Raw genomic sequence first — 23,261 nt, forward strand, 5'->3', positions numbered from 1 at the left:
TTTGAGTTCCGGGCCTGCCATTTAAGGAAGGCAGGCCGCTCAGCCAGCGGTGGATAACGCTGGCGCGTTATCCACCCAACAAAAGCACTCGCCGGGCTGTCCAATCCGCTCATCCAGGTTGGCGGCTTTCGACATTGCCCGCGCGCCAGTGCAGCGGGAACATCAGAGGACTCCACACAAGAACAAACCCAGGAGTTCCGCGATGCGTTCCCATACCGCCGCCACGGCCGAGTTCGACTACTTCGCCGCCGCCGACGCCGTCCTGGCCGGCAACCTCGATGCCCTCAACGCCTGTGTCGAATGCTGCGACCGCCACGCCATTCCCGGCCGCGTCGCGCTGTTCTGGGAGGGCAAGGACGGTGACAGCGCCAGCTACACCTTCACCCAGCTGAAAGAACTTTCCGGCCGCTTCGCCAGCTTCCTGTACAGCCTCGGCGTGCGCCCCGGCGACTGCGTCTCCGGCATGCTGCCGCGTACCCCGGAGTTGCTGATCGCCGTACTCGGTACCTGGCGCCTCGGCGCGGTCTACCAGCCGCTGTTCACCGCCTTCGGACCCAAGGCCATCGAGCACCGTGTCAAGCTCGCCGGCAGCAAGGTGGTGGTCACCGACGGCGCCAACCGCGGCAAGCTCGACGAGGTCCCCGACGCCCCCACGCGGGTCACCGTCGGCGGGCCGAAGGGGCAGGGTATTCGTCATGGCGACTACAGCTTCTGGGCCGAACTGGAACGACACTCGCCGGACTTCGAACCTGTCCTGCGCAGCGGCGAAGATCCCTTCCTGCTGATGTTCACCTCCGGCACCACCGGGCTGGCCAAGCCGCTGGCCGTGCCGCTGAAGGCCATCGTCGCCTTCGTCGGCTACATGCGCGATGCGGTCGGGCTTCGCGAGGAGGATTCGTTCTGGAACCTCGCCGATCCGGGCTGGGCCTACGGCCTCTACTATGGCCTCACCGGGCCGCTGGCCATGGGGCACCCGATCACCTTCTACGAAGGCGCGTTCACGGTGGAGAGCACTTGCCGCATCGTGCGCCAGTACGGCATCACCAACCTGGCTGGCTCGCCCACCGCCTACCGTCTGCTGATCGCGGCTGGCGAGGCAGCGTCCAAACCGCTCAAGGGCCGCCTGCGTGCCGTGAGCAGCGCCGGCGAGCCGCTGACGCCGGAAGTCATCCGCTGGTTCGCCAGCGAGCTGGGTGTAACCATCCACGACCACTACGGCCAGACCGAGTTGGGCATGGTGCTGGCCAATCACCACGAGCTGGAACACCCGGTGCACCTGGGCGCTGCCGGCTTCTCCATCCCCGGCCATCGCGTGGTTGTGCTGGACGAGCAGGGCAACGAGCTGCCCGCCGGCCAGCCCGGCGTGCTCGCCATGGACCGCAAGCGCTCGCCGCTGATGTGGTTCGCCGGTTACCAGGACATGGAAACCAAATCCTTCGTTGGCGACTACTACCTCAGCGGCGACACCGTGGAGCTGAACGCCGACGGCAGCATCAGCTTCGTCGGCCGCGCCGATGATCTGATCACCACTTCCGGTTACCGCGTCGGCCCGTTCGACGTGGAGAGCGCGCTGATCGAGCACCCGGCGGTGATCGAGGCGGCGGTGATCGGCAAGCCGGACCCGGAGCGTACCGAACTGGTCAAGGCCTTCGTGGTGCTCTGCTCGTCCTACCGGCCGGGCGCGGAGCTGGCCGAGGAACTACAACAGTACGTGCGCAAGCGACTGTCGGCGCACAGCTACCCGCGGGAAGTGGAGTTCGTCGACGAGCTGCCCAAGACGCCCAGCGGCAAGATCCAGCGCTTCCTCCTGCGCAACCAGGAGATCGCCAAGCAACGCGAAGCGGCCGAGAAAGCGGCGGCTCACTAAGTCCAGCGGAGAAACTTCATGCAGATCCAGAACAAGGTATTCCTCATCACCGGCGGCGGTTCCGGCCTCGGTGCGGCCACCGCGAAGCTGCTGGTGAGCGCCGGCGCCAAGGTGGTGCTGGCCGATATCAACGCCGAAGCCGGTGCGGCCCAGGCCGCCGAACTGGGCGAAGCCAATGCGCGCTTCATCCGCACCGACGTGTGCAGCGAGGCGGACGGCAAGGCTGCCGTGCAGCTTGCGCTGGATGCTTTCGGCGCGCTGCATGGGCTGGCCAACTGCGCGGGTGTGGCCCCGGCGGAAAAAGTCATCGGCCGCAATGGCGTGCATGGGCTGGAAAGCTTCGCCCGCACCATCAACATCAACCTGATCGGCACCTTCAACATGCTGCGCCTGGCCGCCGAAGCCATGGCGCAGAACCAGCCGGACGCCGGCGGCGAGCGCGGCATCATCATCAACACCGCCTCGGTGGCGGCCTTCGACGGGCAGATCGGCCAGGCCGCGTATTCCGCCTCCAAGAGCGCCGTGGTTGGCATGACCCTGCCGATCGCCCGCGAACTGGCGCGCTCGGGCATCCGCGTGATGACCATCGCCCCCGGCATCTTCGAGACGCCGATGATGGCCGCCATGCCCCAGGAAGTCCGGGACTCCCTCGGCGCCAGCGTGCCGTTCCCGCCGCGCCTCGGTCGTCCCGACGAGTACGCCGCGCTGGCCCGCCACATCATCGAGAACAGCATGCTCAACGGCGAAGTGATCCGCCTCGACGGCGCCATCCGCATGGCCGCGAAGTAAGCAGGAGAATTGCCATGAACGATCCCATCGTCATCGTCAGCGCCACCCGTACCCCCATGGGCGGCTTCCTCGGCGACTTCAAGGATGTCACCGCCGCCACCCTCGGCGCAGCCGCGATCCGTGCGGCCGTCGAGCGCGCCCGTCTGGGTGCCGAAGAAGTGGATGAAGCCGTACTCGGCTGCGTGCTCGCCGCCGGCCAGGGCCAGGCGCCCGCGCGCCAGGCGGTGCTGGGTGCGGGGCTGGCGCGTGGCACGCCGTGCTCCACGGTGAACAAGATGTGCGGCTCGGGCATGAAAGCCGCGATGATGGCCCACGACGCCATCCTCGCAGGTAGCGCCCGCGTCGCCTTGGCTGGTGGCATGGAGAGCATGTCCAACGCACCGTATCTGTTGGAGCGCGCCCGCAGCGGCTACCGCATGGGCCACGGCAAGGTGCTTGACCACATGTTCCTCGACGGCCTCGAGGACGCCTACGACAAGGGCCGCCTGATGGGCACCTTCGCCGAGGACTGCGCCGAGAAATACGGCTTCACCCGTGAGCAGCAGGATGACTACGCCATCACCTCGCTGAGCCGCGCGCAGAAGGCCATGAGCGAAGGCCGCTTCAAGGACGAGATCGTCGCGGTCACTGTGAAGGCTGGCAAGGAACTGCGTGCCATCAGTGAAGACGAGCAGCCGCCGAAGGCGAAGCTGGACAAGATTCCGAGCCTGAAGCCGGCCTTCCGCGAAGGCGGCACCGTGACGGCGGCCAATGCCAGCTCCATCTCCGACGGCGCCGCCGCACTGGTGCTGATGCGCCTGTCCGAAGCCGAGAAGCGCGGTTTGACCCCGCTGGCGGCGATCCGTGGCCATTCGTCCTACGCCGATGCGCCGAACCTGTTCCCGACTGCCCCGGTGGGCGCGGTTGAGCGCCTGATGCAACGCACCGGCTGGGCGATCGGCGACGTCGATCTGTTCGAGGTCAACGAAGCCTTCGCCGTCGTCGCCATGGCCGCCATGCGCGACCTGGTTATTCCCCATGACAAGCTCAACGTCCACGGTGGCGCCTGCGCCCTCGGTCATCCCATCGGTGCTTCCGGCGCGCGGGTGATCGTGACCCTGCTGTCGGCGCTCAAGCAGTACGACCTCAAGCGCGGCGTGGCCTCGGTGTGCATCGGTGGCGGCGAAGCCACGGCCATCGCGGTCGAGCGCCTGGCCTAAGGAGCGAGCCATGATTCCCAGCGAAGAAGACCTCCAGATCCGTGACGTTGCCCGCCAGTTCGCCCAGGAGCGGCTGAAACCCTTTGCCGCCGACTGGGACCGCGAGCACCGTTTCCCGGCCGAGGCCATCAAGGAAATGGCCGACCTCGGCTTCCTCGGCATGCTGGTGGCGGAGCAGTGGGGCGGCGCGCAGACCGGCCACCTGGCCTACGCCATGGCGCTGGAAGAGATCGCCGCCGGCGACGGCGCCTGCTCGACCATCATGAGCGTGCACAATTCGGTGGGCTGCATGCCCATCGCCAAGTTCGGCAACGACGAGCAGAAGCGCCAGTTCCTCGTGCCCCTGGCCCGTGGCGAGATGATCGGCGCCTTTGCCCTGACCGAGCCGCAGGCCGGCTCCGACGCCAGCTTCCTGAAAACCCGCGCACGCCGGGACGGCGACCATTACGTGCTGAACGGCAGCAAGCAGTTCATCACCTCCGGCAGCCATGCTGGTGTAGTGATCGTCTTCGCAGTGACCGATGCGGCGGCAGGCAAGAAAGGCATCAGCGCCTTCATCGTGCCGACCGAAACGCCTGGCTATCGCGTGGTACGCGTCGAGGACAAGCTCGGCCAGCACGCCTCGGACACCTGCCAAATCGCCTTCGACGACATGCGTATTCCTGCGAGCTACAGGCTGGGCGAAGAGGGGCAGGGCTACGCCATCGCCCTGGCAAACCTGGAAGGCGGGCGCATCGGTATCGCTTCGCAAGCTGTCGGCATGGCCCGCGCCGCGTTCGAGTACGCCCGCGACTACGCCCACGAGCGCGAAACCTTCGGCAAACCGATCATCCAGCACCAGGCCGTGGCTTTCCGCTTGAGCGATATGGCTACCGAGATCGCCGTGGCCCGGCAGATGGTTCACCACGCGGCCAGCCTGCGCGAAGCCGGCCTGCCGTGCCTGACCGAAGCCTCCATGGCCAAGCTGTTCGCCTCGGAAATGGCCGAGCGGGTGTGCTCCGCGGCGATCCAGACCCTGGGCGGTTACGGCTATCTGCAGGACTACCCGGTGGAACGCATCTACCGTGACGTGCGCGTGTGCCAGATCTATGAAGGCACCAGCGATGTGCAGCGACTGGTGATCGCGCGCAGCTTGTAAAGGGTTCGCCGGCAGACCCCGGCCTGTTCGTTGGACAGGCACTTCGGCAGGGCGGGGTCTGCAGGTGGCTTGTCGAGCATGACGCCTTCGCTTATGGCGGGGAGCGAAGCGATACCCATCAATGGGATCGCTCCAGGCATCAGGCGCGCTCCGCCGCCTCGCGCGCTTCGCGCGCCGTCACCTGCTGGCACAGCTCGATGATCTGCTCGCGCATCCAGCGGTTGGCCGGGTCCTGGTCGGTGCTCTCGTGCCAGTACAGGTGGGTTTCCAGCTTCGGCACGTCATTCACCGGCAGGTCGACGAAGTGCAGGCCGTGGTGGCGGGCAAAGCGCTCGGGCACGGTGACCACCATGTCGGTCTGCTGTACCACGGTGGAGGCCATCAGGTAGTGCTGCGAACGCAGGGCGATCTTGCGCTGCAGGCCCATCTTGCCCAGCGACAGGTCGACGTAGCCCAAGCCGCTGCGGCGGCTGGAAATCTGGATGTGCGCCACCGACAGGTATTCCTCCAGCGTTACCTTGTCCTTGGCCAGCGCATGGCCCTGGCGCATGGCGCAGACGTAGCGGTCTTCCATCAGCTTGACGTGGCGTACCTGCGGGTCGGTGTTCAGCGGCGCGTCGACGGCGAAGTCCAGGCGGCCGGCGGCCAGTTCCTTGGTGGTTTCGCGGCGCTTGGAGAGGAAGCTCTCGATGTGCACGTTCGGCGCCTGGCGGCGCAGGCGCTGGAACAGAGGCGGCAGGACGATGGCCTCGGTGAGGTCGGTCATGCTGATGCGGTAGGTCTTGTTCGCCTGGGTCGGGGTGAAGGTGCGGCTTTCCTGTACCGACACACGCAGCAGCTGCAGCGCGTTGCGTACCGGGCCGATGATGTTCTGCGCCATGGGCGTGGGCACCATGCCCTGCGCGGTGCGCACGAACAGCGGGTCGTTGAAGGTTTCGCGCAGGCGGGCGAGGGCGTTGGAGACGGCGGGCTGGGTAATGCCGACGATCTGTCCGGCGCGGGTCAGGTTGGCTTCGGTGTAGATCGCGTCGAAGACGATGAACAGGTTCAGATCGACCTTGCTGAGGTTCATTACCGGGGCTCCGCTTGTCATTGTTTTGGCCCGATCATACCCGAACCGACGCTCAGGTCCATACGGGTTATGAATGTTCATTGATTCGGATAATAGGCTGGGTAAATGCCCTTGGCTGTTCTAGCATCATCACCACACAAACAACCGCCGCCAGAAGGTTAGCCCCCATGGATTTCGCTTATTCCGCCAAGGTTCAGGACCTGCGTGAGCGCCTCACCGCGTTCATGGAAGCCAACGTCTATCCCGCCGAAAAGGTGTTCGAGGAGCAAGTGGCCCAGGGTGACCGCTGGCAGCCCACGCAAATCATGGAAGACCTCAAGGTCAAGGCGAAAGCCGAAGGCCTGTGGAACCTGTTCCTGCCCGAGTCCGAGCTGGGCGCTGGCCTGACCAACATGGAATACGCACCGCTGGCCGAGATCATGGGCCGCTCGCTGATCGGCTCCGAACCCTTCAACTGCGCAGCTCCCGACACCGGTAACATGGAAGTGCTGGTGCGCTACGGCTCCGAAGAACACAAGCGCACCTGGCTGGAGCCGCTGCTGCGCGGCGAGATCCGCTCCGCATTCGCCATGACCGAGCCGGGCGTTGCTTCTTCCGACGCCACCAACATGCAGGCCAACGCCGTGCGCGATGGTGACGAGTGGGTCATCAACGGCCGCAAGTGGTGGACCTCCGGCGCCTGCGACCCGCGCTGCAAGATCATGATCTTCATGGGCCTGACCAATCCGGATGCACCGCGTCACCAGCAACACTCGATGATCCTCGTACCCACCGACGCCCCCGGCGTGAAGATTCTCCGTCCGCTGCCTGTATTCGGCTACGACGACGCTCCGCACGGCCACGCCGAAGTGCTGTTCGAGAACGTCCGCGTGCCCTACGAGAACGTCCTGCTCGGCGAAGGCCGCGGCTTCGAGATCGCCCAGGGGCGCCTCGGCCCAGGCCGCATCCACCACTGCATGCGCTCCATCGGCATGGCCGAGCGCGCGCTGGAACTGATGTGCAAGCGCTCCGTCAGCCGTACCGCCTTCGGCAAGCCGCTGGCGCGCCTGGGCGGCAATATCGACCACATCGCCAACTCGCGCATCGAGATCAACCAGGCCCGCCTGCTGACCCTCAATGCCGCGTACATGATGGACAAGGCTGGCAACAAGTTTGCCCAGAGCGAGATTGCCCAGATCAAGGTCGTCGCGCCCAACGTCGCCCTGCAGGTGATCGACCGCGCCATCCAGATGCACGGCGGCGCCGGCGTCTCCAACGACTTCCCCCTGGCCTACTGGTACGCCATGCAGCGTACCCTGCGCCTGGCCGACGGCCCGGACGAGGTGCACCGTGCGGCAATCGGCAAGTACGAGATCGGCAAGTACGTACCGCGTGACGCGCTGCGCAGCAGTCACTGATCGCAACCTGCAATGAAAAAGCCCGCTGATGCGGGCCTTTTTCTTGGGCGGGACAGGGTGCTTTTCGTAGAAGCGGACTCCGTCCGGGATTGGCCTGCATCGTGCCGGACACCATCGCGGACGGTGGGGCGTCCCGCGCAGGGTGTCGGATATCGGTTGTGCAACGGTACACAGAACAAGGCCAGCTTGCGCTGGCCCTGTTCATTCACTGCTCCGGTGACGGCTCCGGCCCATCCGCCTGGCTCTGCTGCGTCAGCAACCACTCCCGGCGCGTGTGCAACTGGGCGGCGAAGGCCCGCGCAGCGGCCTCGTGGGGAAATCGCAGCGCGCGACGACCGAGACGGACCTGCCAATAGGCCCTGCCGCGAAACTCAACGGCTTCGATCCTCACCTCCAGCGCTTGCATGGATCCTCTCCTGGCTGACGATTTCCAGCGGTTCCTCGCCGGTTCTGCGCGTCTTGAGCAAGGATAGCAGTATGCCACCCGCCAAAAGGCCGAAGGTTACGCCAAGGGACAGTGCGGCGGGAACCTTGCCGATGAATCCGTGCAGGAAAATCTTCGTGCCGATGAACACCAGGACCAGCGCCAGGGCGTACTTGAGGTACACGAATCGATGGATCATCGCCGCCAGCGAGAAGTACAGGGCGCGCAGGCCGAGGATGGCGAAGATGTTCGAGGTGTAGACGATGAAAGGATCCTGGGTGATGGCGAAGATCGCCGGCACGCTGTCCACGGCGAATACCAGGTCGGCCAGCTCGATCAGGATCAGCGCCAGGAGCAGCGGGGTGGCGTAGCGCACCAGCTTGCCCGAGGCGTCCGGCATCTTCACGAAGAAGTGGTGTTCGTGAATGGTGTCGGTCATGCGGATGCGCTTGCGCAGGAACTTCAGCACCGGGTTGTTGGCCAGGTCCGGCTCGGCATCATGTTTGCTGAACAGCATCTTCACGCCGCTGAACAGCAGGAAGGCACCGAATACGTACATGATCCACTCGAATTCCTTCACCAGCGCGGCGCCCAGGCCAATCATCAGCGCGCGCATGACGATGGCACCGAGAATGCCCCAGAACAGCACCTGGTGCTGGTAACGGCGAGGGATGCCGAAGAAGCCGAAGATCATCGCCATGACGAACACGTTGTCCATCGATAGCGACTGTTCGACGAGGAAGCCGGTGTAGTACTCCACCGCGCTGGTGGCGCCGAACTCGTACCAGACCCAGCCACCGAAGGCCAGGCCGCAGGCGAAGTAGCCGGCAGAGAGCATCAGGCTCTCGCGCACGCCGATCTCGTGGTGATCGCGTTGCAGGACGCCCAGGTCGAGTACGAGGAGAAGAATCACGATGGCCAGGAAGGCCAGCCAGAACCAGGTGGCGGTTCCGAGGAATGGTTCGGTTAAAAAGGCGTGCAGAGCTGTCATTTGGCCCCTCCCTTAGTGTCGTTGTCGAAAAGTGACTCCGACATGGCGGTTGGCAACCGTCAGAGGGGCCCGGCGTCACTGGCGGGAAAATAGCAGAGCGCCTGGCAGAGACAAGCGAAGGAACGTAACAAGTTCCTACAGTATTTCCAGACCGGGCGATCAGCTTCCTTCAGACAGTCTAGACGCTGATCGCCAGGGGGATCAGTAGACCCAGACTTCGACGCGGCGATTCCTCACCCGTCCGTCATTGTCGCTGTTAGCTGCCACCGGCAGGGCATCGCCCATCCCGCTGATCTCGCGGAACATCACGCCTTCCTTGGCCAGCTCACGGCGCACGGCCATGGCGCGCAGCTTGGAAAGCAGTTCGGCGCGCGCCGGGTCCTGCTTGGGATCGCCGAAACCGACCAGCACGGCCTGCTTGTTCATCTTGCCGGCCTGCTGCAGGTAGGCGAGCAGTCGGTCGATATCGCGCTGTGCCTTGTTGTCCAGGGTTGCGCTGCCTTCGCGGAAACGGAAGTTCACCGACAGGCGCTCGGCGTCTCGCGCCAGGGCCTGATAGTTCTCCGGCATGCTGGCACGCGGTGCCATCTTCACTGCCTGTACACGCTGGCCGACGAAGCCGCTGGCGCTGACCAGGGCCTGGCCCTTGTCACCCTGGGCAAACTGCAGCAGGGCGCGGGCCCAGCGGTTTGGCTCTTCGGGCTTCATGTAGAGGAACAGGCGGCGCGACAGTGGGTAGTCCTCGGTGGCGATCAGCGTTGTCGATGGCGGCATGGCCTGGGAGTCGCCGTCGGCAATGCGCAGCGCCTTGGCATTCTGGACGGACGACAGGCCGACGAAGCCAATGCCCTGCGGGTCCTTGCTCACTTCGGCGGACAACTGGTCGCTGGATTCGAAACGCTGGACGCCACTGGCCAGCGCCTTGCCGTGACTCGCGAGGACAAGCTCCTTGAAGGTATCGAAGGTGCCGGAGTTGTCGTCGCGGGAATACAGGCGAATGGCACCACCTCGCCCGCCAATCTCTTCCCAGGTTTTCACCTCGCCGGAAAAGATCTTCGCCAGCGTATCGGTGGTCAGTTCATCCAGTGGGTTGGCTGCATTGACGATGATCGCCAGGCCATCGATGCCGATCACCTGTTCGGCCTTGGCGCTGCGCAGGTTGCCCGATGCCGAGAGGCCTGCGACTTCGGCGTCCTTGATCGGGCGCGAAGCGGCTGCCAGCTCGGCACTGTTGTCCTTCAGGGCGAGGAAGCCGGTGCTGGAACCGTGGGCGGCCAGGTCGACGATGGCCTCCTTGCCGTCCTGGGTGCGACCGATGATTCGCTGTTCGTTCTCCGCCTTGCCCGGCTTGGCAGTGACGTCGCTGTAGCCCTCGCTCACCAGCAGGCCTTTCACCAGCTCCGGCAGCAGGTGCGCACCGATGGTGTTGGAGCCCTGGATGCGCAGTACCGGCTCGCCGCCCCGGGACGAAGGCAGGGCCGCGAACGCCGACCAGGGGAACGCATAGCAGATGAAGGCGATGGTGAGCCAGGCGATGGTCACGGGCCAGGGTTGGGCGTCGCTGGGGCTCGGCTTGTACTGCATGGGTCAACTTCCATTTGAGGCATCGTTGGCGCGGCAGATTAAGTCGGAATCATTGCACCGATATGACGCATCGCTGGGCTGCTGATTGCCTGCCGCTGCCTTCGGATATGACTGGCGGGTTGTCGGAGATTTCCGATTTCGACTCCGTGCGGGCGGGGTTATACAGGTCACCTTGTGCGAGCAGGCCGGAGAGCAAAATGGACGAGATTCTCGACTTTTCGTCGCTTCTGATGAAGCTGGTGCTCATCCTGCTGGTGACGCTGATGGCTGCAACCCTGGTGGTGGCACCCGAAGCGATGGTGGAGAACGCCTTCGCGACGCTGTGGCTGGTCGCCCCGCTGTTTGTCCTGACGACACTGCTCGACCTGGCTGGCGCGCTGCGTCGCCACCCGCGGGGCCGCTATGCATCGAAGCCATTGCACGATTTTCGCCACCGTTGATCAACGCAGACCCAGAGGAAGGGTGATGGGAAAATACTTCAGGCTCATCAGGATTACCTGATAACGCCAGTTTTCCGGCCAAGCGAAACTTGCGCGGTTTTAACATCCCCGCCGGACATTAATCATGACTCACCCCCGTAGTGCACCAACGCCGGTCGGCCCCGAGCATCCTGTCAAGCTGATTTCCCTGGCTGTACACAACGCCTCTGCCAATCACTGGGGGCGCCCGTGGCGCCGACGCACTTTGAGTGTGCTGTATCCGCGGGAGCTGACGTTCAAGGGGATCAGACTGCCGACGCAACAAGTGCACTCATGGTTGCACCTGCTGGCAAGGTCCGGGATGTTGAACCGGCGTAGGGCCGTGCCTGCAGTCAGTCCTCAAAGCGAGACGGCGAATCAGGCTCCGCTGCCGGTAGAGACGCCGCAAGCCAGTTCAGCACTGGCAGACCTGGCCTTCGAGTGGAGTTCGGAGATGATTCCGGATTTCGCACAGTTCGCCCGCTTGTCGCGATTGAAGAGAGAGCAGGAGCAGGCTTCCATAGTTGGTAGCGAGGATATGTCCGACTCCACCGGTGATCAGGAGCGGTTCGATGGCCTGCCCAGTGACGCCGATGCAGTTCTCAGCCAAGTCTCGATGGATGCCGTGTCATCGGATGTTTTGGATGCGGAATTCCTGGATCCCGTGAGTAGCTCGGACACGGCAGATGACGAGAGCAGCGAGACTACGCAACATGCGGAAGGCACTGCCGTAGAGCCAATTGAACAGCATGGCTCCGGTGGCACCGTGACGGATGAGCTGCAAGCCGTGGAATCGCCAGCTGTTACCGGCCATGAGACCGCCCCAGTTTCGGGGTCGGTGCCGATGTATTCAACGGTGGCTTCGGTGTCAGCCGCTTCCGCGGCGGTGGAGGGCGTCGAGAGGATTGTGGCAGATGCCTCGGAACAGCCCGTTCGCGAAGAGTCGATACTAATCGAGCCGGACAGGCCCTTCCTGCCGGAGCGGGAAGTAGACGCCGAGCCAATCGGCACACCGCCCGAGTCCGCCGAAGCAGAGCCAGTTCCGTCGACGTCCGTATTGACAGCGCAGCCGGATCGGCAAAACACCGAAATATCCCCCGGCATCTTCTCAGATGAGGTCGTAGTACACGCATCGCTCGCCCAGTCTCTGCCAGACGCCCCGGACATTCTGGAGCCGCTGGAGAGTCCGCACACCGAGGCCTTTGCCCACCGCGAGTCCACCGTGGACGAGCGCTCTCTCGAATGGCAGTCGAATGATGTGACGGGTGGTGCCGACCTTGATGAACCTATCGACGACGCCCCCCTCGCGCCTGAGTTGGCTGTTCAGGTTCCGATCGAGTCTTCGGAGCTTTCGGCTGTTGATGCGACCGGTGCCGATGCCCCGGATGAGCCCGAACAGCAGGCATTGGTCGAGCAGGAAATTGTGCAGGTGGAGAAGTTCCCTGAGCCGGATGGTGCCAAGGTGGCGGATCTTCAAGAGGGGGCTGCAGCTGTCGAGCCTTTGTCGACCCCGATGGTGGAGCCAGCGGCGTCACCCGAATCGGCAGTGGCGGCCGGAGTTGGTGCAATGGATCTGCATTCGCTGGACGAAGCGGTTTCCACAGTGCGAATCGCAGCGGAGGCGTTAGGGCATTTCGAGCCGGAAGAAGACACGCTGACGGAAGCCGTCCTGCCCCAGGAGAACCGGACCTCGGCAGGTCAATCCGACCACTTGATGGTGCAGCCTGCAATGGACGAGCAATCCAGTCATGGCGTTTCCGGCTGCGGCCCTGCTCAGAGCGACGTAGCCCTGGAGCCGATCATCGCGAGCCTTGAAGACGCGCTGGCGATGCTGGAGGCAGCCAGTACCACTCACGACGGCAAACACAGCCTGCCGTGCGGCTGCAACGACGAAGAGTCCTCAGGGTCGGAGTTCCTCGTTACCACCTCGACCGATGTCGCGGCGGCGACCACTTCCCAGTCGAGCGTGGCTCCTGCAGTTCCCGCAGTCGAGCCCCAGCCACTGGCTGACAACCACCTTGAGGCAGCGGTGCTTCAGGGAGTCTTTATCCAGAAGGAAACTGAAATGACCCATGTGCACGATGAGTTACCTGAGGCCGATGTGCGGGAAACGGCTGTCCCAGTAACCTCGGTGGAGTTGCAGGAAGTGTCGGCTGTGCTGAACGTGCCTCAGCTCGAGGCGGACCCGGAAGATGTTCTCTCCGACGTCCAGAGTACCCTCAACTCCCTTGCCGGGATGGCCCAGGGACTGACCCAGCAGAAGCAGGCCGCCGGCCGTTTGCAGGAAGAGCTGGAGGAGTGGAGCACCCAGTTGCAGGAGCGCGAGCGCCTGGTGGGTGACAAGGAAGAGCGTCTGCTGCAGCTCGAGAACCACCTCAAGGAGGCCAAGGCCAATCTGGATCGCATGGCCGCCGAGAACAATCGCCTGCTGGCAGAGCGCAGCGAAGCACTGAAGGAGCTGGCCCAGACAGTCGATATGCGCGACAAGGCGACTCTTAAACGTGCCGAGTCTATCCAGCTGGAGCAGCAGCGCATCGATGAGCACTCGGCCAGCCTGCGCGGCCGAGCGAGCGAATTGGATGAACTTGAAAGCGCACTCAAGCGCAAGACCGAGGAACTGGCGGTGCGGCTCAAGCAGTTGCAGAGCGCCAAGGATAAGTTCAGCACCATCGTCAAGAGTTTCAACGAGACGGTGCAGTTCAACAGCACCTTGTCGGCCATTTCCAAGACAGTGAGCGAGTAACCGAGCAGGCCGGTAGGTTGGAAAACCTGCTGGCCGAGCTGCTGTCACAGCGGATGCGCTGTCGTATGGGCGTTGCCGAGACCCGGATTGGTCCGTTTACGTTCATTTGATTGCCATGAATACCGTTGCGGCAGCCATTCAATGACATTCTGCGGGAACGACTGCGGCGGCGATTTCTGTCGATGCGCCATGTCGCACCCGGCCCGTGGGGCCTTTGCTGCAAGGAGGAACATGGCCCGCGTAGTTCTCATCGAACCGTTGCGACGTGACTTCGTCGCGCTTCGCCGGTTTCTGCTGGACCACGGTCATCAGTGTGACGTGCATTTCAAGTTTGCACGCCAAGCCTTGAGTGGCCTGGATACCAGCAGCTGTGATCTCCTGGTGGTGACCCTGGAGCTGCCCGACATCCATGGCATGGAACTGGTCACCATGCTTCGACGGGATGGCCGACTCAAGGCCACTACCCCGGTGCTGGTCTGCTCCAGCCTGGGATCGCCACTGAACATTCAACGGGCGATTCGCATCGGCGTGTCGGGGTTTCTGCTGATGGACGACCGTCCGACCCTGATCGGTCGGGCCGTCGACGCCGTTCTCGCGGGCGGAAAGATATTTCCCGAGCACGCGCGTCTGCCGTTGGACCGTGATCCCCGACTGGAGTCCGCACTAGCACTTCCCACCCATTTGGTGGCCGTTCTCTATGGGTTACGCAGGGGACGCTCGGTCGGGGCGCTGGCCGATGTCCTGGCATTGTCGGGAGCAAGCATCGGCCAGCACAGGAGGCAACTGATGCGGAAACTGTCCGCCACGACTCTCGATGAGCTGTTCAGCATCAGCGAACAGATTGGGCTGCTCTAATGGCGGGGCGCTCGAGCTATCAGTCGGATCCTGGAGCCCAGTGGGTTGATTGACTTGCGAGGCGTCGAATGATTCGGGTGGTCTTACATAGTTTTCCTTCGCCCATGCAGGAAGTTACTGACATTCATGACGACATAGGGCTGTGAGAATCCTTCCCGCAACCTGTCCCGGTCTCAAACTATCAAGGTAGAGCGGGGCAGCCCATCGGCTCATCCAGTCGGCCTGATTGCCTCTGCTTTCGAAGCGCAATCACCATCAGATTCCAGGGCTCGTTCGCATTGTCGAGCGTTCTGTCGGGACGGTGGGGCTGACCACCCTTCAGGGTAGGACGTTTCATGACTTCAGATGCGAAGCGGTACGAAGGACATCAAGAAGAGGGCTTGTCAGCCATGACCGCCACTCAGCCGTCCGTTCAGGAAACCGCATTTCTTTCCCCAGATATCGAGGAGGATCTGCCCGGGCTCCTGTCTCCTCTGCCTGCGACCACTGAAGGCATGGTTCGCCCTGCCGTGTCGGTGGGATATATCCCAATCCAAGTGAACGCCGTGACTGGAGTTGGGGAGCCGGCCGATCTCCATTCCGTGAAGGCTTTCGAAAACCTGGAGCGGGATCTCGACGATCTCGCCTCGGCCTGCTCGGGGCTGGGCCCTGTGGAGCCCAGTTGCTCCGACTCCATCGAGCCGTTGGCAATGATCAGCGACGCAGCATCTGCCTGTCCGGCGATCAATGAAGCTGAAGCCGTCACGACTCTGCTCGATTCGCTCCAACTGCCGGCATATGCGCATGACGCCGAATGCAATGTGGCTGACGCAGCAATCCTCTCGTCTGCCGGCGAGCCGGCCTTCCACTTTTCCAACGAGGAATCCTCCACCATGAATGCCCAAGCCCAATCCGTCAGCTCCGGAGTCGCAAATGCCCAGGCGCCCGTGGAGTCGGCTGTGACTGTACGTCAGTCGTCCTCCCTTGAAACCGACGGCGTACTGCACGACGTGCAGTCCACGCTCGATTCCCTGGCGGGAATGGCCCATGGCTTGTCGCAGCAGAAGCTGGAGATCGTGAAAATGCGCGAGGCGCTCGAGGAGCGTCGCCTGGCGGCGCTTGAGCGTGAGCGTCAGCTGGCCGAGCGTGAGGAACGCCTGAGCCAGCAGGAACAACGGTTGCAGGAAGAGAAGCACGGTATCGAACGTATTGCCGAGCACAATGCTGCCGTGCTCGCAGAGCGCAGCAGCGCGCTGCAGGCCCTTGCTGAAACAGTCGACAGCCGCGACCGCGCGACGACGAAACGTGCCGAGATCCTGAGCCAGGAGCAGCAAAGCATTGACCGTCAGTTGAATCAGCTACGCGCACGGGTGCAGGAACTGGATGATCGAGAGGTGGGGCTGCAACGTCAGGGAGCGGAGCTGTCCGATCGTTTCAAGCAACTGCTCGATGCCAAGGAACGCTTTGGCGCCATCGTCAAGGGATTCAACGAAACCGTACGCTTCAACACCACCTACAGCGCTATCAGCAAGACTGTGGGAACCGGCACGGAAGAGGCCTGAGCCCGAAGCCGAGCCTGAGAATGAAATAGCCCGGCCCTTGCCGGGCTTTTCACTCAGGGTGTCACTTCAGCTGCAGCCAGATCGGCGCATGGTCGGACGGCTTTTCCATACCGCGGATGTCGTAGTCCACACCGGTATCGGCAATGCGCCCGCGCAGGGCCTCGGAGGCGAGGATGACGTCAATGCGCAGGCCGCGCTTGGGGGTGTCCTCGAAGCCGCGACTGCGGTAGTCGAACCAACTGAAGCGGTCATCCACACTCGGGTTCTGCAGGCGGAAACTGTCTACCAGGCCCCAGCCCTTGAGGCGCGCCAACCATTCACGTTCTTCCGGCAGGAAGCTGCACTTGCCGGTCTTCAGCCAGCGCTTGCGATTCTCTTCGCCAATTCCGATGTCGCAGTCTTCCGGCGAGATATTGATGTCGCCCATCACGATCAGTTGCTGGTCGGGCTGGAAGCGGGTTTCCAGCAGGTCCTGGAGGTCGGCGTAGAAGCGCTGTTTGGCCGGGAACTTCACCGGATGATCACGGCTCTCGCCCTGCGGGAAGTAGCCGTTCATCACGGTGATCAACTGGCCCTGGGCGTCCTTGAAGGTGCCCCAGATGAAGCGGCGCTGGGACTCCTCGCCGTCGTTGGGGAAGCCGCGCTGCAGTTCCAGCGGCTCCTGACGGGAGAGCAGGGCGACGCCGTAGTGGCCTTTCTGCCCGTGGTAGTGCACGTGGTAGCCGAGGGCTTCGATTTCCTCGCGGGGGAACTGCTCGTCGGCGACCTTGGTTTCCTGCAGGCCGATCACGTCCGGCTGGTGGCGTTCGATGATCGCCTGGAGCTGGTGGGGACGTGCGCGCAAACCGTTGATATTGAAAGAGACGATTTTCATCCTGGGCGCCCTGGCAAAAGCACGATGCTAGCCCAGGTGGACGGACCCTGGCGACCCCGGCGAGGCGCTGCTAGGGTTTTGTGGCTGGACTCATAACCATAAGAAGAACTCACAAGAAGAGGCGTCCGCATGCCTGATACCCGCGCCGAAGTCCGTCTGCTGGACGGCAGCTACAGCCGTGAAGTCCGCTCGCTGCTGTACCACGCCTATCGTCACGAACCCACTTTTGCCTATCTGTTCGAATCCGATCGCCCTGGATTCGACCAGCGCGTGCGAGCCACCATCCGTGAACTGGTCAACCAGCACTTCCTCGAGGAGTTGCCATCCATCGGGCTGCTGCTCGAGGACCGCTTGGTGGGCGTCGCGCTGATCGTTCCGCCGCAGCGCCGGCTGGATGTCACGGAAAGCTGGTTCTGGCGCGTGCGCATGCTGCTGACCACCGGCCTGGGCTGCACCCGGCGCTATCTGGACTACCACGCCGCCGTGATTGGCTGCCTGCCGCCGGGGCCATACCACATCCTGCCGCTGATTGGCGTGCACCCGGAGTTCCAGGGCAAGCACCTGGGCGAACAGCTTCTCGACGCGCTGCATACCTGGTGCGCCGAGGATGGCGGCTCGCAAGGGCTGGTGCTGGATACGGGTAACGCACGGTACCTGGAGTTCTATCGGCGTCATGGTTACGAGGAACTCGGTGAAGTTGCCCTGGGACCGATCCGCGAGCATGTCCTGTTCCATCCGAATGCCGGGCGCGAGGCGGCAAAGGCAGCTGCGGGATAGGCCGGCGGTCAGTCGCTCAGACGTTTCCTACGCTCTAGGGTGAGGCATCGCGGGGAAAACCCGTGCTAGCATTTCGCGCCATGAGAGTTGTCCAAGGATTGCTTGGGCTGCTGCTGGTAATGGCCTTCTGCTTGCAGAGGGCGCTGGCGGTCGAAGCCCATCTCGACGTTCGTGTCACCCCCGCCAACGCTGCGCTCAAGGCCAATATCGAGGCCTATGTGGGCAGCCTTGGCGAGCGTGATCAGGCGGCCCTGCAAAGATTCCGGCGCAATGCCGTGGAGCAGGCGCAGAAGGCCGCCCAGGCTTTGGGTTACTACCAGGCGCGGATCCGTGGCCGGGTGACCGATGACAAGGTGCCCACGCTGCGGATCAATGTGCGGCCAGGCGAGCCCGTGCACCTGCGTAATGTGACGGTGCGAGTTGACGGGCCGGCCGCCAAGCTCAAGAGCTTCCGCGTTCCCGGCGGGGATTCCCTGAAGCCTGGCGCGCAACTCAACCACGGCGCCTATGAGGACGCCAAGCGGCTGATCCAGAACCAGGCTTCGCGCTTCGGTTTCTTCCGCGGGCAGTTCACCCAGCAGCAGTTGCGCATCGACCCCGAGGCGGGTGTGGCGGATATCGAGCTGGTCTACGCCAGCGGGCCGCGCTACCGGCTGGGCAAGGTCGACTTCGCCGGCGATTTCCCCTTCGACGAGGACCTGCTGCAGCGCATGGTGCCGTTCAAGGAAGGCAGCGACTACGATTCCGAGCAGATCGCCGATCTCAACCAGGCTCTGCAATCCAGCGGCTATTTCGATGGCGTGCGGGTCGACGCTGCACCGACCAATGCCGATGGCGAGGTGGTGCCGGTGCACGTTCACCTGGAAGCGCGCAAGCCGCGCACCATGGGGCTTGGCCTCGGCTTCTCGACGGACGTGGGGCCGCGCGCACGGGCGACCTGGACCCGTCACTGGGTCAACCCGCAGGGCCACAGCCTGGGCTTCGAGGCGGAAGTTTCCGCGCCCCGGCAGAACGTCGGCGCCTGGTACGAGATCCCGCTGGACCCGCCGCTCACCGACAAGCTGCGCTTCACCAGCGGCTACCAGTACGAAGACCTGGTGGACACCGAGAGCAAGCTGCTCACGCTCGGTGGCGAGTGGCACCACAAGCTCGACAGCGGCTGGCAGCGGGTCGTCTCGCTGAATTGGCAGCGCGAGGAATACAAGCTGGGTGACGATTCGGGCCTGAGCAGCTTCCTGATGCCGGGGATCGGCTACTCGATCCTCGAAGCCGACAACAAGATCGACCCTGGCAAGGGCTACCGCCTGCAGTTCGAAGTGAAGGGCGCCAAGGAAGGTCTGCTGGCGGACGCCGATGTGGCGCACATCAACGCCATGGCCAAGGGCGTGACCAGTTTCTGGGGAGGGCAGCGCTTGCTTGGACGCATCCAGGTCGGCGGCATCGCCACCAATGACTACAGCGCGATCCCGCCGTCGCTGCGCTTTTTCGCCGGTGGCGACCAGAGCGTGCGTGGCTACGACTACCAGACGCTGTCGCCGAAGAATTCCGATGGCGACCGCATTGGCGGCCGCTACATGGTCGCCGGCAGCGTCGAATACCAGTATCCCATCGCCGAGCGCTGGCGCATCGCCGCCTTCGTCGACCAGGGCAACTCCTTCAACTCGCTGGACTTCCCCTCGATCAAGACTGGCGTCGGGATCGGCATCCGCTGGATTTCCCCGGTCGGCCCGCTGCGCCTGGACCTCGCCGACGGCCTGGATGAGGACGGCGGCATCCGCCTGCACTTCTCCATGGGGCCTGAGTTGTGAGTCGCGTGGGCTGGATGCGCGCACTGCGCTGGAGCCTGGGCGGCCTGCTCGGGCTGATTCTGCTGCTGGTTATCGCCGTGGCTGCCTTGCTCGGCACTCCAGCCGGCAGCCGTGCAGTGTTGAGCTGGGTGCCGGGCCTGAACGTGGAAGGATTCGACGGTCGCCTCGCCGACGGTTTCAGCGCCAAGCGCCTGGAGTGGAGCGATGGTGCAACGCATCTGGTGCTCGATCAGCCGCAGATCGACTGGTCGCCTGCCTGCCTGCTGCGCATGACCCTGTGCCTGCACAAGGTGGTGGCCAACGAAGTGCTGCTGACCCTGCCGCCAAGCGAGCCGAGCGAGTCCTCCGGCCCAATCGAGTTGCCCGACCTGAGCCTGCCGCTGTCGCTGGAGCTGGGTGACATCCGTATTGGTCGCTTCCTGCTGGATGGCCAGGAACAGCTGCGCGACGCCGAACTGGCGGCGCACTGGGACAGTGAAGGCCTGCATATCGACTCGGTAAAGCTCGTCCGCGATGGCCTGAACCTGTCGCTCATGGGCTTGCTGAAACCCACGCAGGGCTGGCCGCTGGAGGCCGAGGGCACTCTCGGCCTGCCGGCGCCGGGTGAGAAACCCTGGACCCTGCGACTGCAGGCCAGTGGCGAGCTGATGGGCCACCTGAAGTTGCAGGCGCAGAGCAGTGGCTATCTGAACGGCACCCTGGAAGGTGACCTGCAACCGCTGGCGGAGAACCTGCCGGCCACCGCACTGGTGATTGCCGACGGCTTCAAGGCGGACGCCTCGCTGCCCGATACCCTGACGCTGAATCAATTGCGCCTGAACGCCAGCGGCAATCTCAAGGATGGCTACCAACTGGCCGGCGCTGCCGTGTTGCCCGCCGAGCAAAGCCCGGTGGTACTGACGCTGCGCGGCCGTGTCGACGCCCAGGGCGCGGATATCGCCGCGCTGGACCTGAGTGCCGCCAAGGACCAGCGCGTGGCGCTGACCGGCCGGCTCGACTGGAAGGATGCCTTCGCTGCCAACGCTCAGCTCGACTGGCTCGACTTCCCCTGGCGCCGCCTGTATCCGGCCATCGACGAGCCGCCGGTGAGCGTGCATACCTTCAAAGCCGAAGTGAGCTACAGCGAGGGTGCCTACCTGGGCAACTTCGATGGCGCCTTCAAGGGGCCTGCCGGCGATTTCACCCTGGCCAGCCCGGTGTCGGGCAACCTCTCGGAAGTCTTCCTGCCGTCGCTGAAACTGGTGGCGGGGCAGGGCAAGGCCGAAGGACACCTGAAGGTCGGCTTCGCCGACGCGGTGACCTGGGATGCGGCCCTCGGCCTGTCCGACCTCGACCCGGCCTACTGGCTGGAGGAGATGCCCGGCCGCCTTGGCGGGCCGCTGCGCAGCAAGGGCTCGCTCAAGGGCGAGGCATTGAACCTTGATGCCAACCTCGACCTGCAGGGGCGCCTGCGCGGCCAGTCAGCCATTTTCAAGGCAAATGCCGTGGCGGCTGGTCAGGCGTGGAAGGTCGATGGACTGACGCTGCAACTGGGCGACAACCGCATCAGCGGGCAGGCTGCGCTGGACCAGCGGTTGTCCGGCCGCCTGGATATTGCGCTGAATCGCCTGGGCCAGTTGTGGCCGCAATTGTTCGGCAAGGTCAGCGGCCAGCTCGATCTTGCCGGCACGCTGCAGGCGCCGCAGGGGCAGCTCAAGCTCGACGGCCAGCGCGTCGCCTACGCCGACCAGGGCCTGCGCACGCTGGACCTGACCGCCTCCCTGGATGCCGCCCAGCGTGGCCGGGTCAACCTGACGGCCCAGGGCCTGCGCAGCGGCGATACGGATTTCGGCGTGCTCAAGCTGGACGGCAGCGGCGATCTCAAGCGCCAGCAGCTTGCCCTGAACCTGCAAGGCAAACCGGTGGTGCTCGACCTCGGTCTGGACGGCAACTGGAACGGCAAGGACTGGCGCGGGCGCCTCGCGAAAGGCGATATACAGAGCGGCGGACAGGACTGGCGCTTGCAGCAGCCGGCGCGCCTGGAGCGTCTGGCGGACGGGCGCATCAACCTTGGCGCCCATTGCTGGGCCTCCGGCCCGGCCAGCCTGTGCATGGAAGACCAGCGCCTGATGCCCGACCCGCGCCTGCGCATGCACCTGCGCGAGTTCCCGCTGGACAGCCTGGCGCGCTGGCTGCCGGAAGACTTTGCCTGGAAGGGCAAGCTCGACGGCGACGTGCAGCTCGACCTGCCTGGCAGCGGGCCGAACGGTTCGATCCTGATCAATGCCAATGACGGCACCCTGCGCATCAAGGAGCAGGAGGAATGGGTCGACTTCCCCTACCAGCGCCTGCAGCTGGAAAGTCGCCTGACGCCACGGCGCATCGACACCAACCTGCAGTTCCAGGGCGACAAGCTCGGCAGCCTGCAGGCCCAGGTCCAGCTCGATCCGCGCCCGAAAAACAAGCCGGTCAACGGCACCTTCAGCCTCAATGGCCTGGATATCTCCCTGGCCCGGCCGTTCGCGCCCATGGTGGAAACCCTGAAAGGCCATCTCAATGGCAGCGGGCAGATTTCCGGCGGCCTGCTGGCGCCCCGGGTGGACGGCGAACTGCGCCTGAGTGACAGCGAAATCTCCGGTGGCGATCTGCCGACGCGCTTCGAGCAGTTGCAGGTCACCGCGCGGATCGCCGGCGAGCAGGTCGACCTGAGTGGTGACTGGAAGGCGGGCGAGAACGGCAACGGCAGCCTGTCCGGGCGCATCGCCTGGGCCAGTGGCCTGGATGTCGACGTGAAGCTGCGCGGCAATCGTTTGCCGGTCACCGTGGAGCCTTACGCCAACCTTGAGGTGGAACCGGACCTCAGCGTGCAGATGGCGGGTGAGAAGCTCGCGGTTTCCGGTTCGGTGCAGGTGCCGCGCGGCGCCATCACCATTCGCCAGTTGCCGCCGTCCACGGTCAAGGTCTCCGACGACACCGTGATCGTCGGCGCGAAGCAGGAACCCAGGAGCGCCCTGGCGCTGAACATGGACATCGACGTCAAGGTCGGCAGCGACAAGCTGACCTTCAGCGGCTTCGGCCTGAATGCCGAACTGGCCGGCCAGGTGCACATTGGCGACAACATGGACACCCGCGGCGAGCTGCGCCTGAACAACGGCCGCTACCGCGCCTACGGTCAGAAGCTGACCATCCGCCGCGCGCGGCTGCTGTTCGCCGGGCCCATCGACCAGCCTTTCCTCGACGTCGAGGCGATCCGCAAGGTCGACGACGTGGTGGCCGGCCTGCGCCTGACCGGCAATGCCGAGCAGCCGCGCAGCGAGGTGTTCTCCGAGCCCGCCATGAGTCAGCAGCAGGCGCTGTCCTACCTGGTGCTGGGCCGGCCGATGTCCAGCGGCGAGGACAGCAACATGCTGGGCGAGGCGGCCCTGGCGCTCGGTCTGGCGGGCAGTGCGCCATTGACCGGCGAGGTGGCGCAGAGGCTGGGTATCCAGGACTTCCAGCTGGACACCGAGGGCACCGGCAACAGCACCAGCGTGGTCGCCAGCGGCCAGCTCTCCGACCGTCTCAGCCTGCGTTATGGCGTGGGCGTGTTCGAGCCGGCCAACACCATCGCGCTGCGCTACCTGCTGAGCAAAAAGGTCTACCTGGAGGCCGCCAGCGGCCTGGCCAGTTCGCTGGATATCTTCTACAAGCGCGACTTCTGAGTGCAGTCGGCAGCGTTGCTGCCGACTCTTCCGCCCTGGCCCCGCCAGCCTTCATGGCCCCTTA

Annotated in this window: 17 protein-coding genes; 12 read left to right on the forward strand and 5 right to left on the reverse strand. The window is 64.3% G+C overall.

Annotation, left to right across the window (positions count from 1 at the left end):
- Nucleotides 1-202 precede the first annotated feature (202 nt).
- Genes PNI01S_RS05890 through PNI01S_RS05905 form a run of 4 tightly spaced genes read left to right on the forward strand, consistent with a single transcriptional unit; the run spans nt 203 to nt 4,993 of the window.
- Nucleotides 203-1,867, forward strand: coding sequence for an acyl-CoA synthetase (locus PNI01S_RS05890; RefSeq protein ID WP_084357606.1), 1,665 nt, complete (start codon nt 203-205; stop codon nt 1,865-1,867).
- Nucleotides 1,868-1,885: 18 nt separating this feature from the next.
- Nucleotides 1,886-2,656 (forward strand): 3-hydroxyacyl-CoA dehydrogenase, encoded by a 771-nt coding sequence (locus PNI01S_RS05895; protein WP_054907902.1) that lies wholly within the window; start codon nt 1,886-1,888, stop codon nt 2,654-2,656.
- 8 nt (nt 2,657-2,664) lie between these two features.
- On the forward strand, nt 2,665-3,855 hold the full coding sequence (locus tag PNI01S_RS05900; RefSeq protein ID WP_089285774.1) for an acetyl-CoA C-acyltransferase: 1,191 nt from the start codon (nt 2,665-2,667) through the stop codon (nt 3,853-3,855).
- Nucleotides 3,856-3,865: 10 nt separating this feature from the next.
- A complete protein-coding gene (locus PNI01S_RS05905; RefSeq protein WP_065084727.1) occupies nt 3,866-4,993 on the forward strand; it encodes an acyl-CoA dehydrogenase family protein in 1,128 nt (375 codons plus the stop codon).
- A gap of 139 nt (nt 4,994-5,132) precedes the next feature.
- On the opposite strand, the gene PNI01S_RS05910 is transcribed toward PNI01S_RS05905, so the two are convergent.
- Nucleotides 5,133-6,065 carry a LysR family transcriptional regulator gene (locus PNI01S_RS05910; protein ID WP_024765514.1) on the reverse strand — a complete coding sequence of 311 codons (933 nt, stop codon included), beginning with the start codon at nt 6,063-6,065 and terminating at the stop codon, nt 5,133-5,135.
- Nucleotides 6,066-6,232: 167 nt separating this feature from the next.
- Between PNI01S_RS05910 and PNI01S_RS05915 the strand changes: the two genes are divergently transcribed.
- Nucleotides 6,233-7,462 (forward strand): acyl-CoA dehydrogenase, encoded by a 1,230-nt coding sequence (locus tag PNI01S_RS05915; RefSeq protein WP_024765513.1) that lies wholly within the window; start codon nt 6,233-6,235, stop codon nt 7,460-7,462.
- 205 nt (nt 7,463-7,667) lie between these two features.
- Here the strand turns inward: PNI01S_RS05915 and PNI01S_RS05920 are convergent, their stop codons facing one another.
- From PNI01S_RS05920 to PNI01S_RS05930, 3 genes are all read right to left on the reverse strand, one after another.
- Nucleotides 7,668-7,868 (reverse strand): hypothetical protein, encoded by a 201-nt coding sequence (locus PNI01S_RS05920; RefSeq protein WP_037015017.1) that lies wholly within the window; start codon nt 7,866-7,868, stop codon nt 7,668-7,670.
- Complete coding sequence (locus tag PNI01S_RS05925; RefSeq protein WP_084357607.1) at nt 7,834-8,877, reverse strand: TerC family protein; 1,044 nt, start codon at nt 8,875-8,877, stop codon at nt 7,834-7,836. The genes PNI01S_RS05920 and PNI01S_RS05925 overlap by 35 nt, the downstream gene beginning before the upstream one ends.
- Before the next feature lie 201 nt (nt 8,878-9,078).
- On the reverse strand, nt 9,079-10,461 hold the full coding sequence (locus PNI01S_RS05930) for a substrate-binding domain-containing protein (protein WP_084357608.1): 1,383 nt from the start codon (nt 10,459-10,461) through the stop codon (nt 9,079-9,081).
- Nucleotides 10,462-10,658: 197 nt separating this feature from the next.
- Between PNI01S_RS05930 and PNI01S_RS05935 the strand changes: the two genes are divergently transcribed.
- From PNI01S_RS05935 to PNI01S_RS05950, 4 genes are all read left to right on the forward strand, one after another.
- The gene (locus tag PNI01S_RS05935; protein ID WP_084357609.1) at nt 10,659-10,901 is read left to right on the forward strand and encodes a hypothetical protein; all 243 of its coding nucleotides are present in this window, start codon (nt 10,659-10,661) and stop codon (nt 10,899-10,901) included.
- Between the two features lie 124 nt (nt 10,902-11,025).
- Entirely contained in the window at nt 11,026-13,662 is a 2,637-nt protein-coding gene (locus tag PNI01S_RS05940) for a hypothetical protein (protein ID WP_143514248.1), read from the forward strand.
- A 231-nt stretch (nt 13,663-13,893) separates the two neighbouring features.
- Nucleotides 13,894-14,517: a response regulator transcription factor gene (locus PNI01S_RS05945; RefSeq protein ID WP_024765507.1), complete on the forward strand. Its 624-nt coding sequence runs from the start codon at nt 13,894-13,896 to the stop codon at nt 14,515-14,517.
- Between the two features lie 389 nt (nt 14,518-14,906).
- The gene (locus tag PNI01S_RS05950; protein ID WP_084357611.1) at nt 14,907-16,058 is read left to right on the forward strand and encodes a hypothetical protein; all 1,152 of its coding nucleotides are present in this window, start codon (nt 14,907-14,909) and stop codon (nt 16,056-16,058) included.
- A 61-nt stretch (nt 16,059-16,119) separates the two neighbouring features.
- On the opposite strand, the gene xthA is transcribed toward PNI01S_RS05950, so the two are convergent.
- Nucleotides 16,120-16,932 carry an exodeoxyribonuclease III gene (gene xthA, locus PNI01S_RS05955; RefSeq protein ID WP_054907912.1) on the reverse strand — a complete coding sequence of 271 codons (813 nt, stop codon included), beginning with the start codon at nt 16,930-16,932 and terminating at the stop codon, nt 16,120-16,122.
- Nucleotides 16,933-17,061: 129 nt separating this feature from the next.
- On the opposite strand from xthA, the gene PNI01S_RS05960 reads away from it, so the two are divergent.
- The 3 genes from PNI01S_RS05960 (at nt 17,062) to PNI01S_RS05970 (ending at nt 23,197) form a co-directional block, all read left to right on the forward strand.
- Nucleotides 17,062-17,709, forward strand: a complete 648-nt coding sequence (locus PNI01S_RS05960) for a GNAT family N-acetyltransferase (protein WP_084357612.1) — start codon at nt 17,062-17,064, stop codon at nt 17,707-17,709.
- Nucleotides 17,710-17,789: 80 nt separating this feature from the next.
- Nucleotides 17,790-19,517 (forward strand): autotransporter assembly complex protein TamA, encoded by a 1,728-nt coding sequence (locus PNI01S_RS05965; RefSeq protein ID WP_084357613.1) that lies wholly within the window; start codon nt 17,790-17,792, stop codon nt 19,515-19,517.
- A gap of 14 nt (nt 19,518-19,531) precedes the next feature.
- Nucleotides 19,532-23,197: a translocation/assembly module TamB domain-containing protein gene (locus PNI01S_RS05970; protein ID WP_084357614.1), complete on the forward strand. Its 3,666-nt coding sequence runs from the start codon at nt 19,532-19,534 to the stop codon at nt 23,195-23,197.
- Nucleotides 23,198-23,261 lie beyond the last annotated feature (64 nt).

The sequence above is a fragment of the Pseudomonas nitroreducens NBRC 12694 genome, from assembly GCF_002091755.1.
GTDB lineage: Bacteria > Pseudomonadota > Gammaproteobacteria > Pseudomonadales > Pseudomonadaceae > Pseudomonas > Pseudomonas nitroreducens.

Coding starts and splice junctions, on each gene's coding strand:
- PNI01S_RS05890 (WP_084357606.1), top strand. CDS start 203: ATGCGTTCCCATACCGCCGCCACGGCCGAGTTCGACTACTTCGCCGCC.
- PNI01S_RS05895 (WP_054907902.1), top strand. CDS start 1,886: ATGCAGATCCAGAACAAGGTATTCCTCATCACCGGCGGCGGTTCCGGC.
- PNI01S_RS05905 (WP_065084727.1), top strand. CDS start 3,866: ATGATTCCCAGCGAAGAAGACCTCCAGATCCGTGACGTTGCCCGCCAG.
- PNI01S_RS05910 (WP_024765514.1), bottom strand. CDS start 6,065: ATGAACCTCAGCAAGGTCGATCTGAACCTGTTCATCGTCTTCGACGCG.
- PNI01S_RS05915 (WP_024765513.1), top strand. CDS start 6,233: ATGGATTTCGCTTATTCCGCCAAGGTTCAGGACCTGCGTGAGCGCCTC.
- PNI01S_RS05920 (WP_037015017.1), bottom strand. CDS start 7,868: ATGCAAGCGCTGGAGGTGAGGATCGAAGCCGTTGAGTTTCGCGGCAGG.
- PNI01S_RS05925 (WP_084357607.1), bottom strand. CDS start 8,877: ATGACAGCTCTGCACGCCTTTTTAACCGAACCATTCCTCGGAACCGCC.
- PNI01S_RS05930 (WP_084357608.1), bottom strand. CDS start 10,461: ATGCAGTACAAGCCGAGCCCCAGCGACGCCCAACCCTGGCCCGTGACC.
- PNI01S_RS05935 (WP_084357609.1), top strand. CDS start 10,659: ATGGACGAGATTCTCGACTTTTCGTCGCTTCTGATGAAGCTGGTGCTC.
- PNI01S_RS05940 (WP_143514248.1), top strand. CDS start 11,026: ATGACTCACCCCCGTAGTGCACCAACGCCGGTCGGCCCCGAGCATCCT.
- PNI01S_RS05945 (WP_024765507.1), top strand. CDS start 13,894: ATGGCCCGCGTAGTTCTCATCGAACCGTTGCGACGTGACTTCGTCGCG.
- PNI01S_RS05950 (WP_084357611.1), top strand. CDS start 14,907: ATGACCGCCACTCAGCCGTCCGTTCAGGAAACCGCATTTCTTTCCCCA.
- xthA (WP_054907912.1), bottom strand. CDS start 16,932: ATGAAAATCGTCTCTTTCAATATCAACGGTTTGCGCGCACGTCCCCAC.
- PNI01S_RS05960 (WP_084357612.1), top strand. CDS start 17,062: ATGCCTGATACCCGCGCCGAAGTCCGTCTGCTGGACGGCAGCTACAGC.
- PNI01S_RS05965 (WP_084357613.1), top strand. CDS start 17,790: ATGAGAGTTGTCCAAGGATTGCTTGGGCTGCTGCTGGTAATGGCCTTC.
- PNI01S_RS05970 (WP_084357614.1), top strand. CDS start 19,532: ATGCGCGCACTGCGCTGGAGCCTGGGCGGCCTGCTCGGGCTGATTCTG.